The organism is Dolichospermum sp. UHCC 0259 (assembly GCF_009711935.1).
Taxonomy (GTDB): Bacteria; Cyanobacteriota; Cyanobacteriia; order Cyanobacteriales; family Nostocaceae; genus Dolichospermum.
In genome coordinates this window covers 1-16965 of sequence record NZ_VIKX01000037.1, presented here as the reverse complement: position 1 = coordinate 16965, position 16965 = coordinate 1, and the positions used below count along the sequence as shown (strand labels likewise).

Below are 16965 nucleotides of genomic sequence, written 5' to 3'. Positions count from 1 at the left end.
TCTCATGTATACAGAAGAGCAAATCAAAAATCTATTTGGAGATTCAACGGTAGAATACATAAAAAATAAAAATACAGGTGGTGTTAGCAACAGCAAAGGTAACACTTATGAAAACATCTTTGCTATTTATAAAATATCCTTATTATCTAAATGCGTTATCGAAGATAATAGAGAAATTTATTTATTAAGCCAATGTCTATCTTTTATTGATGACTTAATTATTCAACTCACACCAGAAAACACGCTTCAACACTATCAACTTAAAAACAGTTCTGCTGTCACTTGGGGAACAGGAGAAAAATCAATAAATGACGACTTTAAAAAACAGTATGAATTAAACCAATCAATTTCCAAGGTGTCAGAACTTGCGCTAGTAGTCTCTTCTTCAGAACTTCGAGATAAATTACAAGCAAATATTCCCAATGATATTAAAGATTATAGCCAAGTTATTTACTTCTATTTTGCCAATAGCCTCCCTAAAATAATTTCTCAAGAACCTGATTTTAGATGTTCACTAGAGTATTTATGTGCTTTTGAGAACCCAGAACCAGATAAACTTGAATGTCTGGCTACAGTTTTACTTGGTGCTTGGGTAGCCAGTGATAAATCTAAAGTACCTATTATAGATATTCTCAAAAAAGCTCAAGATTTCATCCCTTCATATATTCGTTCCTTTCAAGCAGAACTACAGCTAGACCCTGAAGTAAGAGATATTTTTGATAAAATAGACGGTTTCACCTATAATTTAACCAGAGGCTTTTTACAATGGGAGTATTTCGACGGACTAAATGAAGGAACAATATCTTACAGTATCGAAACCACAAGGTTTCAAAAACTTCAGGAACTTATCAAAAAAAATCACCCCACTTCCTTCGATGAATTGGAGGTATTCTTAATATGACTAGGCTATATTCAGACATTTGTAATCAAGACATTCAGCAATTACTGGAAACATTAGCCAATCAGAATGTTAAACCAGACCAATACAAAGACACCATGACCAAGATAGGGATGAATCTTGGTAATTTTCTCCTCTCGGAAATTAATGATAAAAATTCTGATGTATACCTAGCTTGTACCGTAGAAGATGCTGATTTTTTAGCTAAAGGTATAATGTTAACTTTAGAAGAACATCTACATAATATTGGCTTTGCTTGTTTCTGGAATCAGCGATTTTCTCCTTTTGAAATTGAAGATTTAAAAGTAGCTCCTATTCTCAAAAAATATCAAGAACCTGCTCATGAGAAAGTTAAATATTTGATTGTAATTAAATCTATTATTTCTGGTGCTTGTGTAGTCAGAACTAACTTGGTTAACCTGATTCAAAAAATAGAGCCAGAGAAAATATTTATAGTTGCACCTGTCATTTATCAAAATGCAGAGCAAAAACTTAAAAATGAATTTGCAGAAAATATCTATAATAAATTTAAATTTTTCTACTTTGCTAAAGACGATAAACGCACCGAACAAGGTGAAGTAATCCCAGGAATAGGAGGTAATGTCTATTTAAGGTTGGGATTTGAGGGACAAGACCATAAAAATGAATATATCCCCGAAATCGTGAAGATGAGACGTTCTCAATTTATCCGTCAAAAACAGGAAATTCATCATACTTAATGAAAAGTAAATAAAAATTAATTCTCAAGCAAACATCCTCAAAATCATTTTATCCTAAATAAGTTGGTGTGAAAAAACCAAACTATGTAAAGATAAACTTAATTGAGATGTATCTAAGAAAACTTTAGTCACACCCTGTAAAGCATCACTTAGCTTCATTGTGGCTGCCTCCATGCTTCACGGTCTTCCCACTCATCCCGCAACTGATTTACCCATTCCTGGGCATCCATTCCCTCTAGTAAATTGGGAGCTATGCCATAAAAATCAGTTACCTTATACTTAGGCTTTGGAGTTACCGCAACAGCTTCCACAGATTGCTTCATCTGCTTCACTAAATGCTCTAATACCTGCATTTGTTCTACTAGAGTCAATTGATCTATTTCACTTAAAACACGCTCAATTGAAAGGCTCATTATTTTTCTCTCGAACTGGGGTTATCGTCATCAAATTTAACTTTGCCGCGAGTGGCATAAACTAGCTGGAGGCACTCTTGTAAATCATCACCTTCCCATTTACCAATCGTTTTCAAGTGTTCTATGATTGAATTACCTGTGGAATTTACGCTTGTGTGAGTAGGTTCTTCAGCTACTTCTACTTTGGGCGGTGTTTGGGTATTGACCTACATTCCATACTTGCGCTTTGCCAATTTCTTCATGAGCTTTTTTAAGAAAACTATGCAAACGCTGCTGACCCAAAACACCCAACTCAGCAGTTAAGAAAGCTTGAGAAAAGTTGATCCGGGTTGCATCAAGTAAATCTCGCTCTCGATAACTAAACTTAGGAAAGTTAATTACAGGCACTTTTTGAGCTTGAATTAACTCTTGTAAATCCTCTCGTTCATCTACGTGTTTCCAGTCATCGCATAGACCAAAATTGCGAACAAATACGTGCTTAATTTTGCCTTCAAAGTGGTTTAAAGATTGAATCAATAACTGAATGCTATCATATCCACCGTTGCCAACAAACCACTTGCAGATATCAATTTTATGCTTAGTTCCCATTTCTAGGATTTGATTGCGCTCAATCCAATCATTCACTGTTTTAGTTACGTGAGCAGGTAAATTGACAATCACAGGAGTTGTCAGTGCTAAATTAAAAATTGCATCAGCAGCATAAGCTTGACGTTCTGACTCACTAAAAACTGCTGTTTGGATATTTTCTGGGTAAAATACACCCACATCTGGGTTACTTTGGTCGGCTTCTACTAGCACGTATGGCAGTTGTTTATCAAGGCAATATTGCACCATGACTCGTGCAAATAATGACTTACCTACTCCACCTTTTTCACCATCAATAAAGTGAATCGTTGCCATTTTTCTAATTCCTTATTGCTAAATACTAATTAGTAATTTCTAAAAGCTAATTACTTATTGCCAGATTGTTTGAGTTGCACGTTCTGAAATTTGAGAACTAGAACGGTCATTGTGAGGTCAGCCATCACTTGGAAAGTTGTAAGTTGAGCATACACTCAGGTTAATTGCTTATTTCAGTAATTACCATCGTCCAATTGGCTATTAAAAGGTTATCCTTTTGGCTAATTAAAAACTAATTTTGTAGTATAAAACGAGTGCAGTATTGTGATTCAAGCAGCAATACTAGTCATAACTCCAGTTCAGACTCACGCTTACGTTCACGCTGTCGTTGTTGCTTCTGGTGTTGTTGATACTCTTGTTCCCTCTGTTGCCACCGTAGTAGTGCCAACAATTCCTCATGCCAATTCTGCGCTTGTGGTTTAACTCTAGTAGCTTGGGGCAATAATTCACCTACAGCACCAGCCATCTCATCTCCAGCAGCATTGTTATCATAAGCACAAACAACTTCAGGGATATCTGGCAATAACTCCATAGGTAAACCCCTGGGACTATCCACAGCCATATACATTATTCTTTCTTGTGGCACTCCTCCTGCTACTCCTCGCTGTCTTTCAACTTCCAACATCGCAAAAGACAGCACATCAATGGGTGACTTCAACAACACCACTTTTTGGATTTCATCAGTAGGTTGTCCTCCCCACTGGAGATAAAACCAACCATCACTGCGTTTAGTACCAATGGCATATCCTGTAAAACCAGTAGCATCTCCTGTCAAAGTATTGTCTTCTTCTAAAGTATTATTTTCTGCTCTTGTCCCCTGCAAAAATGCACCTTTAGTTTCACCATTGAGGTTTTTCAACAAAAACACAGCATTTTGTTGAGCATCAGCATAAACCACCCCCCACTGATATAATTTTCGCACTAAATCTTGAGGCAATCCCCGGTTTTTAGTTAAATAGTTGTGTACTAAATGCCAGTTCGATTCGTCCGGTACTGGTGGGACAAACTGTGGTGCTTGTTCCTCTTGGAGGATATTTTGCGCTTGTTGCCTAGTATAGTGAGTGACAGCCCTCTGCATCCCATCTTCACCAAATCTATCATTCAACCAAGCGATCGCTTCTTTAAAATTGCACCCATTAACCTGCTTTACCAACGCCACACAACCAGTTCCAGTAATAGCACTAGGACTAGCACTAGTTTTTTGGGAGTTAACTGCAACATTACCTATTTTCTGAGATTTGGCTTGCCTATCACTGGTTTTCTGAGATTTAGCAGTACCATTACCTGTTGTTTGTGTGTTGGGTGCATCCAAACTCTTCTGAGTATCGGGTGCAACATCACTTGTTTTTTGAGCCGCACCTGTTTTCTGAGTATCGGGTGCAAGGTGACTCCAGTGAGAGCCATTTATATAGATAATGTGTTCACCCCCTTTCCAGCAGCGATAGCTGCTATTGTCTTGGTCTAATCCCAAATGCCAAGCCACATCTTCTAGGGGCAAATCACTTAATTGTTCAGTCTGCTTCTGCAACCGCTCCTTTTCAGCTTCCAGTTCCTGAATCCTTTGTCGCAGAGATTCATTTTCCTTCACCAACCTTTTAGCAGTGCGCTCCATAGAACTCTTACTCTGCACTGCCCTATCTCGATCTGCTGCCTTAGCCCGCATCTGGGCAATAGTCAGTTCAGAGTTCAAATCCTTTCCTGCCTCAACTATGCGATAAAAATCCTTAATATCCTGATGTTTAGCCACACTACCTTGAATACCACGCTCCAACCCCAGGTGCTGCACAGATGCAAAGTAGCTTTCTTGGAAATCTCGCATCTTCTGCCGACCATCAAAAAAGTGATTGCACCGCAGTTGCCCGTTTTCATCTAGTGGCACAAAATAAGCATGAATGTGGGGTGTCACTTCATCCAAGTGCAATTCAGCCCTGACAATGCGATTGCCTACGGCACTGCTCTTTCCACTCAGATGCTCTCCACTTGCTTGAACGCGGGAGTTAGTGCTATTACCTACGGCACTGCGCGGAACGCAATCACCATATTCGTTCTCTAACCACTGCTGCGTCGCCTCCAACCAATCAGCCAACCTCTCCTCTTGATAATACCCAGCAGCCGTGGGATCAAGCGGTCGAAAGTAACTAGGAGAAGCAGTCAGCAAAATCTCCACACAGTAGATCGCATCAGTACGAATTTTTCGTTTTTGCTCATACTGCCCAATCTTCGCTAACACCAAATCCTCTAACTTTTCCTCCCTGTCAACGTTGCCAATAAACCTGATATTTTGCTGATTGGGGTCAGCATTGAGTGTTTCTCGCTGTCTGGAAGTGTGGGCAGCACTCCCAGCAATGTTGGCTCGTTTCAATTTTTTCACTCTGGCGATGGCATAAGCCATATCAGAAGCCTCCTTTCATCTCAGTTCCTCACCAATTCCACGCAGGCGACAATAGCCATCCGTAAGACACAACGCAGACAATAACAGGACAAGAGCAAAAGCAATGCCTGCGGCGGGCATCGCTAAGGAAATTTCCAGAATACAAATTACCATTGGATTGTGAGTGAACCGTATGGGTAAATGGTTGTTTGCCTTCCAATTGGTAAGATTATTTTTAGGGATAGCGATCGCTATCCCTAAAAAAGCCATCAACAAAACTTACTTACAGGCTTTTTGTGCCAAACACAGCCAGTAATTGCCTACAGAAAAACTTGAATTGCCAAAAACCTAAAAAACCGTAGTAAGTACAACTATTTTAATCCACTCAACTGTATTCCTGTTGGTAACAATAACTTGGTGCAAGTTCGGCACAGGTTTAACACAAGTTTGGTGCAAATCCTGCACAATTTAACTGACACTCAACATCTATCTCTTGACAGTAAGTTACATCAATTGTTGTGAAAATAGCCAAATTTATGTGCTAGAAAAGATGTAATCCGGTGCTAATTCATCTCTCAATCGACCAATGAATTTTAGCTGACTAATAATTATGACAGACATATATATTAGTGTGGACGTGGGTGGGTCACAAACTAAAATTATTTATCAACTCCCAGCCCTGCCAGAACCCAAATTTTTAGTGCTGCCTCCTGCGGTTGAGGAGATTCCTAAAGTCAAGCTTGACAATTATATGTCCCGTTTGGGATGGATTGGTAGTCCTAGTCCTGAACAACAATTATGGGTGGAATGGAATGAACGTGTGGTGGTGTTGGGTGATTTTGCCGCTTGTTTTGACCCCCAAGACCGCATTAAGGAACTCAAGTATGAAAATGCTTTGTGGAAGGTGTTGGGAGCTATTGGGCTAATTATTGAAACCCACAAGGCTAAGTTTTCTACTAAAAAGCTATTAACACTAGAATTAGCACTGCTGTTGCCTTGGAATGAGTATACAGACCGCTTGCGTTTTGAGGAACAGTTACAGATCATGTTGGCTCGTTTCCAGGTGCGAGAAATGGTACTGAAGCTAAAATTAGTTAAGTTTTTGTGCCGTCCTGAAGGTGGAGGACTGGCTGCTGTACGCATTAAGCAAAAGGGTCTGGAGTGGTTGCGTTCTAAACAGTTGGGTGTGCTGATGTTTGGTCACAGAAATACTACGGCACTTTACTTTGAGCGGGGACAACTGAAGCTGGGAGATAGTCCATTGTTGGGGTTCGCAGATATGCTAGACCAGGTGGTGGAAATGACTAGTGGTTTAGACCGGGAGCGTTTGGCACAGGCGATATTTGCCGCCCGTTACGCGGCTCTTGACAAGGTATATAACCCCAATTATCCCCAAACCCGTCACCCCAATTGGGGTGAATGTGTAGCAATTCAAGCATTAGCTAGTGCTAAAGACCCAAATTTAAGAGCTAGGGAAATTCGAGATATTGTCCAGGCGATTGAGCGAGCGACGGCTGAATATGGGGATAAGTTAGAGCGGTGGTTAAATCGACTGCTGCCGACAAAATTGGATGAGGTGATTATTGGCGGTGGTGCTGCTTACCATTTGGAGCCGGAATTGGAAATTTATTTCAACTGTGAAGTTACGACTGCATATGAGTCTGGGTCTAGTTGGGGTTCACAAAAAAAGGTGAGAAGTAGCAGTTATCAGCGGCGCAACCAGAGCAAAAATTTCACGCCGATGATTTGGGGGGCTGGTATTGCTGACGTGGTGAAAAAAACTTTTGATTTAGATAAAGCGATAGATGGTGAACAATGTCTGTCTCAAAGGCTAATTGACTGCTTTGGGATGTTTGATTATTTGCTGGACAAAGGAAATAGTTAGCTGTTTTTGATTTTGATTAATCGTCTGTTTTTAGATAGATAAAAAGCAGGGAGGAAGCAAGGGTCAATGAATAAAATCAGGAAAAAACGGAAGAGTTTAAGTTTGCGTCTTCAGCCTTATGAAGGCGAACCAATGGCGGAGGTGGTTGATTATTTGAATTCTCTCTCAAAGGAGGAGGTTAATCGCAAGGTATCGGATATTTTGGTAGCAGCTTTGTTACCTTTGGCTCGATATCACAGTGGGGAGTATACACCGGAACAATTGCGGTTTGCTTGTTGGGAATCACAGGATGTTTTAAATAAACATGGCAGTAATCTGCGCTTGGCTTTGGGTGTGGAACAGCCACAGTTTGTGCTACCAAATTATGTTACGTCTGTGGCTCCAGTGATGAGTTCAGCTAATAGTAATACCCATAATGGTATGACAGATTTAGAGTCAGATACATTGGTAGAAGAACAAGAAAAGCAGCGTCCTTCTACTTTAATCCAAGGTCAGGCTTCATCTCAGGATTTGGATGGACTGTTTGGGGATGCTTAACATTTTACGTTGCTGTCACCAGTGGTCAGAACTAAACGAAAAGTGCAACTATAACTGCTACTGTAGTGATAGCTGATTTGGTGGCATTACAATGTTGTAATAGCTCATTGGGTAGCATTCAAACCCCCAATGATAGAACCGAACACAAGCAAGGTCAAACAAAATAAAAAGCAGTAGATAGGTTCATACAGGGGGAATATATGGGAGAAGCAAAGCGACGGAAACTTTTAGACACTAATTACGGACAAGCTAGAAATCTTGCACCTAATTCCTACCGTGTGGAATTAGAAGCGGATGCCTACAAAATTTTTGCCAAGGTAAAAGATGAATTTACTAAAAGTGATTACGGAGGAACTGCCACTTTAAAAAACAAGCGATTTGATGTCCAATGGTATGGTGAAACTGACGATACTACTGCAAAAGAATTCTACATCATCGCTGACTTCCTCAAACGCCAAGCTGTTGAGATAATGAAACATTTCATGATGCCTGAAGCGTTATATACATGGACTGCTATCGTTGATAGTGAGAACAATTTAACAATTACAATTAAAGCAGATAGAGAATACCAGGTGTTCAAAGTTTAATGTTTGATGCGTTGTTTGATGTTTGATGCGTTTAACTAAGTTTAGCTAATGAGATGAGTTGAAAACTCAAAGACTAAACAGCCTTTGATGAAGACGTGTTAATAGATGGCTCATTATCTAACTATATTGAGTGCGATATCACTCGTTGACTCAATGGAATGTTTTAGCGTTGGGATGAAATTAAATTTCAAAATACATAAACATAATCTAAAATTAAAGAGAGTATTGCATTGGTTGATGAAAATATATGACAACCGCAACACCAACAATTAATCCTGTTATTATCCCAGAAAAGCTCCCGTTTCTGGAGTCCATCTGTTGGCAGACGGCAGATGTTTATCGGTTTACTCCAGAAGAAATGTTAAGTCGCTATGAGCGTGGTTGGCAATATCACAAGCTATTTAATAATCTTGAGGGTGAAGAACTCAATTTCCTTCAGGAACTTGCTAGACTCTATCAATCTTGGCTGCAAGTTTATTTATGACTGAATAATTACTAATATTTCAGGCGGAAACCCTACGCTAACATAATACTGCTACGCGGAGGCACTATTATCAATTACGAATTATTTTGATCTTCTATGAAAGAACTCCACCTGAACAATACTTTTGTTGGGTTACGCTGTTGCTTAACCCAACTTACATCTATTAATCTGATTCTGGTAAATTAGAATTAACAAGCTGTGCAAATTCTTCTAAAGAACTAATGCTAATTGTTGATATTAGAAGTTGTTCTAAAAAAGATGTCTTATCAATTTGATTAATGCTGGCAATCAAATTTTCGGGAATATCACCAAACCGCACTTGTACAAGTTTGATAATATCTTGTTTCCGAGTTTTTTCTATAGTCCGTCTTTCAATGTTAGTTAATAATGGCATTTTTCGTTCCTCTTGATAATTAGCTAATTTTTCTTCAAAACTTAATTGCAAGTCTTCAGATAAAGCCATCATTAAATCAATGACCTTATACAAATCAACAATTTCTTTACGGTTATAACCTCTTTCATAAAGTAATCTAGCTAAGTTCCATTTCCACTGTTCCCTAGCTGACAAATTGCTATTAGTGGCTTTAGTCTTTAAATGTGCCATTACCACTATAGCAAAAATATTATTACTTTGCTCTAACTCCTCCCATTGATAATCTAGAAGCTTGACGATAGAAAAATTAAAGATTAATTGACTACTTCCTAAACCATACTGGTAAGAACTAGGTCGCCAACTTTTAGTTCCATCTCCTAGTATGGCTAAACTAATCACTGGTTTTTGATATAAATCAAAAGAACGATAGTTGTAGATAAACATTCTTTGGGAAAATTCTTTATCATATTGACTTTGTACTTCTACATGAATTAATATCCAAACCTCTTGATTATCTAATAACCACACTTGAAATAATTTATCAGCGTGGCGGGTTTTGCTGTCGGCAGATGCAGTAATCTGTTCTAATTCTTTATCTAGAGAAATGGGGGTTTTAGTCCAATCTATTTGTTGATAGATTTCTGGATAAAAGAAGGCGAGAAATGAATCAAAATAATCTCCTATTGCTTCTTTCCAGGTTTCATCATAGTTAGCTGTAATTTCCGTCATTGTGATAAAAATAGTGTCAATAATTTTCTAATATTTGTGCAAGTACCTCTTGCACAATTTCAAGAGTTGGGTAAATTCAGGAAAAACCCATCATATATTTATATGATATCCCAAGTATTTATATTATATCCCAACCCGCGCATATTCTCCCGAATCATCCCATCTAATTTGGTAGTTTCTGTAAATTGCTTTTCTAATTTTGCAAGTAAGTACATTAGTATGGTTTGTTGTTTTAATGTAGATGCTTATTTCTACCACTGCACTACTAAGAAGATAATTTTATTTCTTTAATCACGTTATTATCTGACCAGTAAAAATCATCGTCATAAAATTTCAACTTTTCTCACGAGCATTTACAAGTTCAACAAAAAAATCTCAAGTTGAATCAATCATACTCACATTTTTAATGAAACAGTTTCATCAAAAAAATGTGCCATTTCAACGCCAATTGAATGCCAAATCAGTGCCAACTCAACGCCACTTCAATGCCAATACTACGCCATACTTACGCCAATATTACATTATTAAGTACATTATGTATATATTTAACCTGTCAATAAAAGAGCTTATTGACAAAATAATGGTCAAAAAATGCCAATCCAACGCCATCTCAACGCCAATTGAATGCCAAATCAACGCCAATTGAATTGTTGATTCGAGCAGTCGAAAAGAACGTTTGGCGCGTAGCAAGCTATGTTGCAATGTGCATCTCCCTGGTAAGAAGACATTACCCAAACCAGCAAAAAATCCCAGCGTTTTGGGTTTACTGTTTCTCAGTAGATAATTGAACCGAGAATCGTTGGTTTATCATCTGCGGCGATTGCTTTCAGCACTACGCTTCCGCGCAATTGCTTTACTTGAGTTTGCTGTTTTAATGTAGATGACTGAACAAAGAATCTCCGTAGTTGTCTTCCTGGAGAATATCAAGTTAACAATTCATTGGTAAAACCGACTCGCTTAACCAATCATAAAACTGTGGCATTAATTCCTCCAGCGAGCGCAATTCTTGAGCAGCAATGTCCTCCAGCAACAACACAGTACCCCATCTTCTATCTTCACTCCAGGAACGAAGAACCGACTTGATCGCCTCTACCCCCTTTTTAAAACTCGCTCTGAGTAACTCAACACAATTAACCAAGGAAGTGTTATCGCCATCATCGGGTTGAAACTGCCTAAAATCAACTCCATCAGCACCATTAACTAAAGAAGGGTCATTACCATCTCTAGAACAAGCTGCAAAATCGACTAGATCTACCGTAGTATTCACCCCCTCCCCTAGAGGATTCCCTATACCATTAGGGGGGGGAGTGGATACGGGGTCAGGTGGAGGCGCAACCCCATATCTAGACTGCATTCCAGCCTGATAACGCCGTTGTGATTCCTGAGCTTGCTGCGCCCTTTCCTGCTTCATGTTCCGCTTATGCTCGCGGTGAGCAATTACCTGGAGGGCAAAATCCAATTCCACCTGAGAAAGGAAGAAAAGTTTTACCTGTTTCCCACGTGGACCCTCCTTGCGGTCATCCAGCTTTAATCCCAATTGGTCCAATAAAGTCCCCAACAACCAGATGGGTTGACATTTATCTGGAACTGTAAAGCCCAAAATCGTTTTTATATGCACCCCGTATTCTTTAGCAAGTGCTACCATTCTCAATAAATCAGGATCACGAGCAGTAACTTCCTCTCCGGCTACTAACCGTTTTAAAATGTGATGCAGTCCCAAATTAAACCGTGCTAACCATTTAGCTGAATAATTACCCCAGTCCATACATAAAGGCAGATGTTCTCGCTCCTGACGGTCTTTTTCTGCCACAATTGTTGGTGGGGCTGGGTATTGTCTATTGCTATTAGTGTCAAAAATTGCCCCATCTGGTTCTTTGAGGATGGCCTCAAATGCGGAAATGGCTCGGCTTAATTTACCACCAGCATCTTTTTCTACTAGTGATTCTGTAACTTCTATACCATAAGTATCTTGAAGGCGGAATTTCTCACATTCAAAAACTTCTTCTGGTTTAAGGTAATCTTTATTTTGACGCTGACGATATTCAGTCGGGGAGATATTTTTGGCTTTAGTTATTGCTGAATAATAAGCCGTATCTAAAGCCGCAGCCGCTGTTTTCATCTGGTCTAGGGCAAATGTATCTTCATCACCACCCATGGAGATGATTTTATTCCCCATTTCCGTTAATAGGTCATGTAAATCAGTCCGCAGATTGTTGATAGAGCGGTTACGGGCAGCGAGAATTTGACAATAAGTATCTAATGCCCAATCTTTTTCTACGCCTCTGCGTCCAGTTTCTCTGTCAATGCGGATAAGGAAAGCCGTAACTTCGTTGGTTTGCAGGATTCGCTCTTTGATTTTCTGGGCGTTGGTTTCCTGATAACCAAAGGGAGGACGGGGGGCAACCCATACATGAATGGGGACGTGGGGACGATAGCGGTACAGTTGTTGGGCGCATTCGGTAGCAGTTTGGGATTTGGCGTGAAAGATGCCATATACTACGTCAAAATGATATTCGTTGATGTCTACTCCTGTACCGAGACTGGGGGAGGTTAACAGGGCATCAACATCTTTGACGGCGTTGGTAATATCTTTGATGAAGGCTACGTTTTCTTCGCTACCTGAGTTGTCTGAGTGAATAGACCATAATCTCAGTCTGGATGTGGTGCTTTTGTGAGCGTTAGTGTTTGACTGAGCGTTCACTTCTAAGTCTGAATGGTGTTGGGTATCGGGTGTGGGGGAATGATTTGATGATGTGGAATTTACCTGTAATATTTGAGAATTTTCATTTTTATCTGTTGCAGATAATGCTGAATTTACCTGTGACAAAGTTTGAGTTGCGCCATCTTTAACTACCGTAAAGGTATCCAGTCCCTCTGCTCCCCTGCTCCCCTGCTCCCCTGCTCCCTGCTCCCTGCTCCCTGCCTCTTCCACCCGTACCTTCATGGTGAGGGATTGTTCTAATTTCTTAATAAACCGCTTGGAGTCAGAAGCTACCATGATTTTCTGTTTGTTCATCAGCGCGGCGGAAATCTGGGCAACTATGGCTGAGGAGTTATTGCCTTCATACCAATAGATTAAGCGATCGCCGTTTCGCCAATCGTTTTTGAGAATAAAGGGTTTTTCCTCTGGTGGACGCATGGCGCGGAAGAACTCTACTGTGATGTCGTCCATGTGGGCATCAGCGATGATTACTAGCGGGGCGTTATAAACGATATATTCCAACACTTCCAGTATTTGCGCTCGATATTCTTTACAGGTTTTACTGTGCAATAGGTGAGTTAAGTATTGGCAAGCTTCATCAATAAACACACAGCCGTAGTTAAGCATCTGGGTGTTAAGCTTGTGTAAGCTGTCAATGGTGATGCTGAGAGCTTGTGCTTTGGCTAAACCTGCATAACTTAAATCGGAGTACATATCTGTTTTGAGACGGGTTGCTAAGTTTTTTAGCAGGTTAACCCGATGTCCGGTGTTGAGGAATTTGACATCAGGATTTGCTTCCCGCCATTGAGCCATGCGTCCGGTTTTGTTTGTCCCCATGTCGCTGGACAATACTACCAGCCCGGATTTGGGAAGTTTTTCAGATGATGACAGGTATTTGACGTTGACACGAATATCTGGTTTGTATTTACTGCTTAGTCCCCGATGCCTAGTATGGAATGAGCGTTGGTATTGTTTTAAGCTAACTGCGTCATCAATTATGATGGTCAGTAAGGCGTTTATTTGAGTAATTTGAACTGATGAATTTTGATTAATTACTTCATGCTGTTCTGTAAATTGACCATCGTTGGTAAGTTTATTGTTGTCAACTAGTGAGTTTTGATTAGCTGTTTGATGACACTCTATAGCTTGATAGTTATCGTTTTTCTGATTGTTTTCAACTGGTGAAAAATGATTAAGTACATGATGATACTCTATGATTTGACCATCGTTGTTTAATTGATTGCCTTCAATCAGTAAAGTCTGATTAATTGCTTGATTGGGGGTATTAGTTCGATTCTGCTCAATGAATTGACTGTATTTAACTGTTTGTCCACTTTCGATTAATTTACTGCGTTCGACAATAAAATCATCTACGCCTTTTTCCGGACCTGGTAGCAGTGCGACTTCACAGGTACAACCTACAGCTTCAATGGTTTTGCCTGTACGCAAGGTGGCTTGGAATATTGACCAACGGGTTTTGGATTTGGTTTCGTAGTCGAAGAGAATAATGAATTTACGCCCTGGTTGGGCAAGGGGCATGATATCGGGGTGTAAGCGTTCGTCAAAGTCTTTTTTGCCAATGCGTCCGCTCCAAATGCCTGGGAGTGCGATCGCTACAAATCCCTGACTTAATAAACTAGCTGCTTTTTTCTCGCCTTCACACAGAATAATCGGGATTTCTGGGTGCATAACTACCCACTCCCAAAATGAAAGGGGAGTTTCGACTATTTCTGTTTGTTGTTTGTTATTGCTTAATAGCATTACTAACCATTTCCACAATGAGAATGGAGTTTCTGCTATTTCTGTTTGTTGTTTGTTATTGCACCATAGCAACAGTACCAATGCCCAAAACAAGACGGGAGTTTCCCAAAACGAGAGGGGATTTAATTGGTCTTGTAAATGCTGTGCTGGGGGAGAATAATCTCGTTTGATATTGTAACGTTTTGCAACTTTATCCCAAATGCAGTCGGGAACATCAAAGTAGGTAACGCGGTTGGGTGTTTTTGGTGGTGATTCGTATTTAACTATTTTGCCATTTTTGTCAATACGCCCTTGGGTGGGTTTGAATCGTCCCCACTCCATTGGTTGCCAGTTGTTAAAGGGGTCAAGTCCCGAAATCCACATTCCCCCTATTATGGCGTATTGGTACAGCTTGAGGAAGGTACTGGTGACTCTGCCTGTATTTAAGCGGGGGATGGCGTTGGAGATGAACAGGTAGTTGAGAACTGTATCGCCGGCAATGTGGATGAAGTTACGCTCTATCAGTTCTGGATGGATGGCGCTGCTAACTGCTAGTTCGTGGTATTCGGCTTCTGTGAGGTTGTTGGGGGGTTGAACAGGAAATTGGTTACTTGCTTGCTGTTCTGGATTATTTTGAGAAGCTGATGTTTGGCTATTTGCTTGCTGCTCTAGATGTTGTGGAGTAAGAGACTGGCTGTTACTCGCTGGAGAAATTTTGGAGGTAGAAGATGTTTGGCTTTGGCTGTTGTCGTTGTTCACGGTAGATTCCTCTTGATACTTGGTTTTTAGGAGTATCAGAGGGGGTAATCGTGCTGCACTTACATATTTATGAGATTTGCTGCTGCTTCTTTCTGGGTTTGTTTATTTTTTGGCGAGAAATAAATAATCTTAGGATTTACACAGGTTGTTTAAAAATCTGGGTTTGGGCAGTTCTTGTTGGGGAGATGGGGGAGACAAGAAAGAGATTCATTTAATAATTCCTCTTTGTCGCCCTGCACTCCCCACCCTATCTTTTTTCCAGATCCCGTGAATAGTAAGAGTTAGGAGGTCGTCAAAACTGATAAAACTCTTACTGCACACCACTTTCTACACTTTGTTCCCTGTCTCAAACGTCATGAAAGGTGGGTAAATCTTCAGTCAGATTATTTATTTTCTAAAATATTCCAGTCGGAAGGGTTGAAATGTTGCAGCAATCTATATAATAGAAAGCAACATGAAATAATCTCAAGAAAGCCAATTGGTGGGTATAGCGACCAAACTAAAGACCACTTCTTCGGTTTCTTTGAAATTAACCCCGCTCGGATACATTGAGCAAAGTTAAAATCGGCAATTCTATGATGGGACAAAGCGTGTACTATTTAGTATCGTTTTGTCCTTTTGCCGTTTTTGCGGTTGTTATATCTTCACCTCCATTATTTGCTTCATTTAAGTATTAGCCAGATCATACAGAACTTTTGCACCGATGCAACCTAACATTAGTTTGATTTTTAACTTTAATTTGGCTACATCTGTTTATACAAGCTGTGATTATCCACCTGTAGTATAACTGTTGTTCAAGTAGCAGTAGCCGCATCTGCGGCTGGTGTTTTTGGTTTTTTCTCAAAAGTCTGGATATTAGGCTCTAATAGCACAAATCCGTTATCGGTGGCTTCTCCCAACTTGCCAGCAATCGCTCCCACCCATTGAGGATAGTTGGCTTGGGCATCAGTCAGTTTCTTCCAAACTTTCGGTTTGACTGTGACGCTAATAATCCGACCATCGCAATCAACCTCGAACTGTTGCCAGCCGTTTTCTATCGTTTTAGCTTCTGGCAACTCACTAATTTTGATTGTTACTTCTAATTTTCCTGTAATCATAGTTACTTCAGCAAAGTTTTTCCAGCATAATGCAGAGATTACCTAATCTCAGCATACTTTGTCCTCACAAGACAAGTTCCAAAAGGCTATTTATTGCTTACCCCAAATTGACATACTGGACAACCAACCAGACAACAGCGAAAACCTTACCGCTATTACTGTTATGGCTGGTTTGGTTGAGAAAATGATGGGGTATATGGCTAGACTGTGGTCGGGTAGCAGGACTATATCGCTATAATCCCGCCCCCTCAGAACCGGACTTGCGCCTTACAACGCATCCGGCTCAAGCAAGTCATAAACTATGGATTGTTCCAGAATGTATTTGCTGATGACAGTACAGATGTACGAGTTGTAGGTTGCCGTAATTGTCACCACCACCCTGCGATTTTGGCTTTTTATGATGAAGATGTAACTCCTCATCGTTTAATAGAGATTCCCCACATATAGGACAGACATATTGTTGCCTTTGGGCTATCTTCTGCCTACTTTTGATTAGTTCGGATTTAGTTTTAGCTGCCTGCCGTTTAATCCAGTAGTCCCTTAATTTTGGGTCATCGGGTGATGATTTACCCCTAACAAGAATGTGCCTTTCAATCTTGAACCAGGAAAATTTCAACAGATAGGCTCCGGTTTGTTTATTACCGAAAACCCATCGGTCAAATGGTCTATCAAGATTTAAATTCCCCCAGTATTTCGCCTTACGCCAGCTATCAGATTGTAGTTTTTCACTCTCCCCCCACTTTCGAGAGTTTATAGGGTAGGTAGAAGTAGG

General features: G+C 40.1%; 14 protein-coding genes. 7 read left to right on the top strand and 7 right to left on the bottom strand.

Annotation, left to right across the window (positions count from 1 at the left end):
- Positions 1-4: 4 nt before the first annotated feature.
- Positions 5-901, top strand: coding sequence for a hypothetical protein (locus FJR05_RS03520; protein ID WP_168642833.1), 897 nt, complete (start codon positions 5-7; stop codon positions 899-901).
- Positions 898-1617, top strand: a complete 720-nt coding sequence (locus FJR05_RS03515; protein WP_168642832.1) for a hypothetical protein — start codon at positions 898-900, stop codon at positions 1615-1617. The genes FJR05_RS03520 and FJR05_RS03515 overlap by 4 nt, the downstream gene beginning before the upstream one ends.
- Positions 1618-1772: 155 nt before the next feature.
- On the opposite strand, the gene FJR05_RS03510 is transcribed toward FJR05_RS03515, so the two are convergent.
- From FJR05_RS03510 to FJR05_RS03495, 3 genes are all read right to left on the bottom strand, one after another.
- Complete coding sequence (locus tag FJR05_RS03510) at positions 1773-2030, bottom strand: hypothetical protein (RefSeq protein WP_168642831.1); 258 nt, start codon at positions 2028-2030, stop codon at positions 1773-1775.
- A 168-nt stretch (positions 2031-2198) separates the two neighbouring features.
- Positions 2199-2930 (bottom strand): mobilization protein, encoded by a 732-nt coding sequence (locus tag FJR05_RS03500; RefSeq protein ID WP_168642830.1) that lies wholly within the window; start codon positions 2928-2930, stop codon positions 2199-2201.
- A gap of 286 nt (positions 2931-3216) precedes the next feature.
- On the bottom strand, positions 3217-5322 hold the full coding sequence (locus FJR05_RS03495; RefSeq protein WP_168642829.1) for a plasmid recombination protein: 2106 nt from the start codon (positions 5320-5322) through the stop codon (positions 3217-3219).
- Between the two features lie 172 nt (positions 5323-5494).
- Here FJR05_RS03495 and FJR05_RS27540 point away from each other — a divergent pair, with 172 nt between their 5' ends.
- The 5 genes from FJR05_RS27540 to FJR05_RS03475 all read left to right on the top strand — a co-directional run bounded on the left by FJR05_RS27540 (position 5495) and on the right by FJR05_RS03475 (position 8794).
- Entirely contained in the window at positions 5495-5617 is a 123-nt protein-coding gene (locus FJR05_RS27540; RefSeq protein ID WP_256366782.1) for a hypothetical protein, read from the top strand.
- Between the two features lie 294 nt (positions 5618-5911).
- Positions 5912-7186 carry a ParM/StbA family protein gene (locus FJR05_RS03490; protein ID WP_168642828.1) on the top strand — a complete coding sequence of 425 codons (1275 nt, stop codon included), beginning with the start codon at positions 5912-5914 and terminating at the stop codon, positions 7184-7186.
- Between the two features lie 66 nt (positions 7187-7252).
- Entirely contained in the window at positions 7253-7723 is a 471-nt protein-coding gene (locus tag FJR05_RS03485; protein ID WP_168507593.1) for a hypothetical protein, read from the top strand.
- 200 nt (positions 7724-7923) lie between these two features.
- On the top strand, positions 7924-8310 hold the full coding sequence (locus FJR05_RS03480; protein ID WP_168507591.1) for a hypothetical protein: 387 nt from the start codon (positions 7924-7926) through the stop codon (positions 8308-8310).
- Positions 8311-8557: 247 nt separating this feature from the next.
- Positions 8558-8794, top strand: coding sequence for a hypothetical protein (locus FJR05_RS03475; RefSeq protein ID WP_168507589.1), 237 nt, complete (start codon positions 8558-8560; stop codon positions 8792-8794).
- Between the two features lie 163 nt (positions 8795-8957).
- On the opposite strand, the gene FJR05_RS03470 is transcribed toward FJR05_RS03475, so the two are convergent.
- The 4 genes from FJR05_RS03470 to FJR05_RS03445 form a co-directional block, all read right to left on the bottom strand.
- On the bottom strand, positions 8958-9896 hold the full coding sequence (locus FJR05_RS03470; RefSeq protein ID WP_168507587.1) for a hypothetical protein: 939 nt from the start codon (positions 9894-9896) through the stop codon (positions 8958-8960).
- Positions 9897-10824: 928 nt separating this feature from the next.
- Positions 10825-15096 (bottom strand): DUF3854 domain-containing protein, encoded by a 4272-nt coding sequence (locus tag FJR05_RS27125; RefSeq protein WP_371416783.1) that lies wholly within the window; start codon positions 15094-15096, stop codon positions 10825-10827.
- Between the two features lie 794 nt (positions 15097-15890).
- Positions 15891-16193: a fertility inhibition FinO-like protein gene (locus tag FJR05_RS03450; RefSeq protein ID WP_168507585.1), complete on the bottom strand. Its 303-nt coding sequence runs from the start codon at positions 16191-16193 to the stop codon at positions 15891-15893.
- A 292-nt stretch (positions 16194-16485) separates the two neighbouring features.
- The coding region (locus tag FJR05_RS03445; protein ID WP_174783565.1) for an HNH endonuclease at positions 16486-16965 on the bottom strand (480 nt) is incomplete at its 5' end.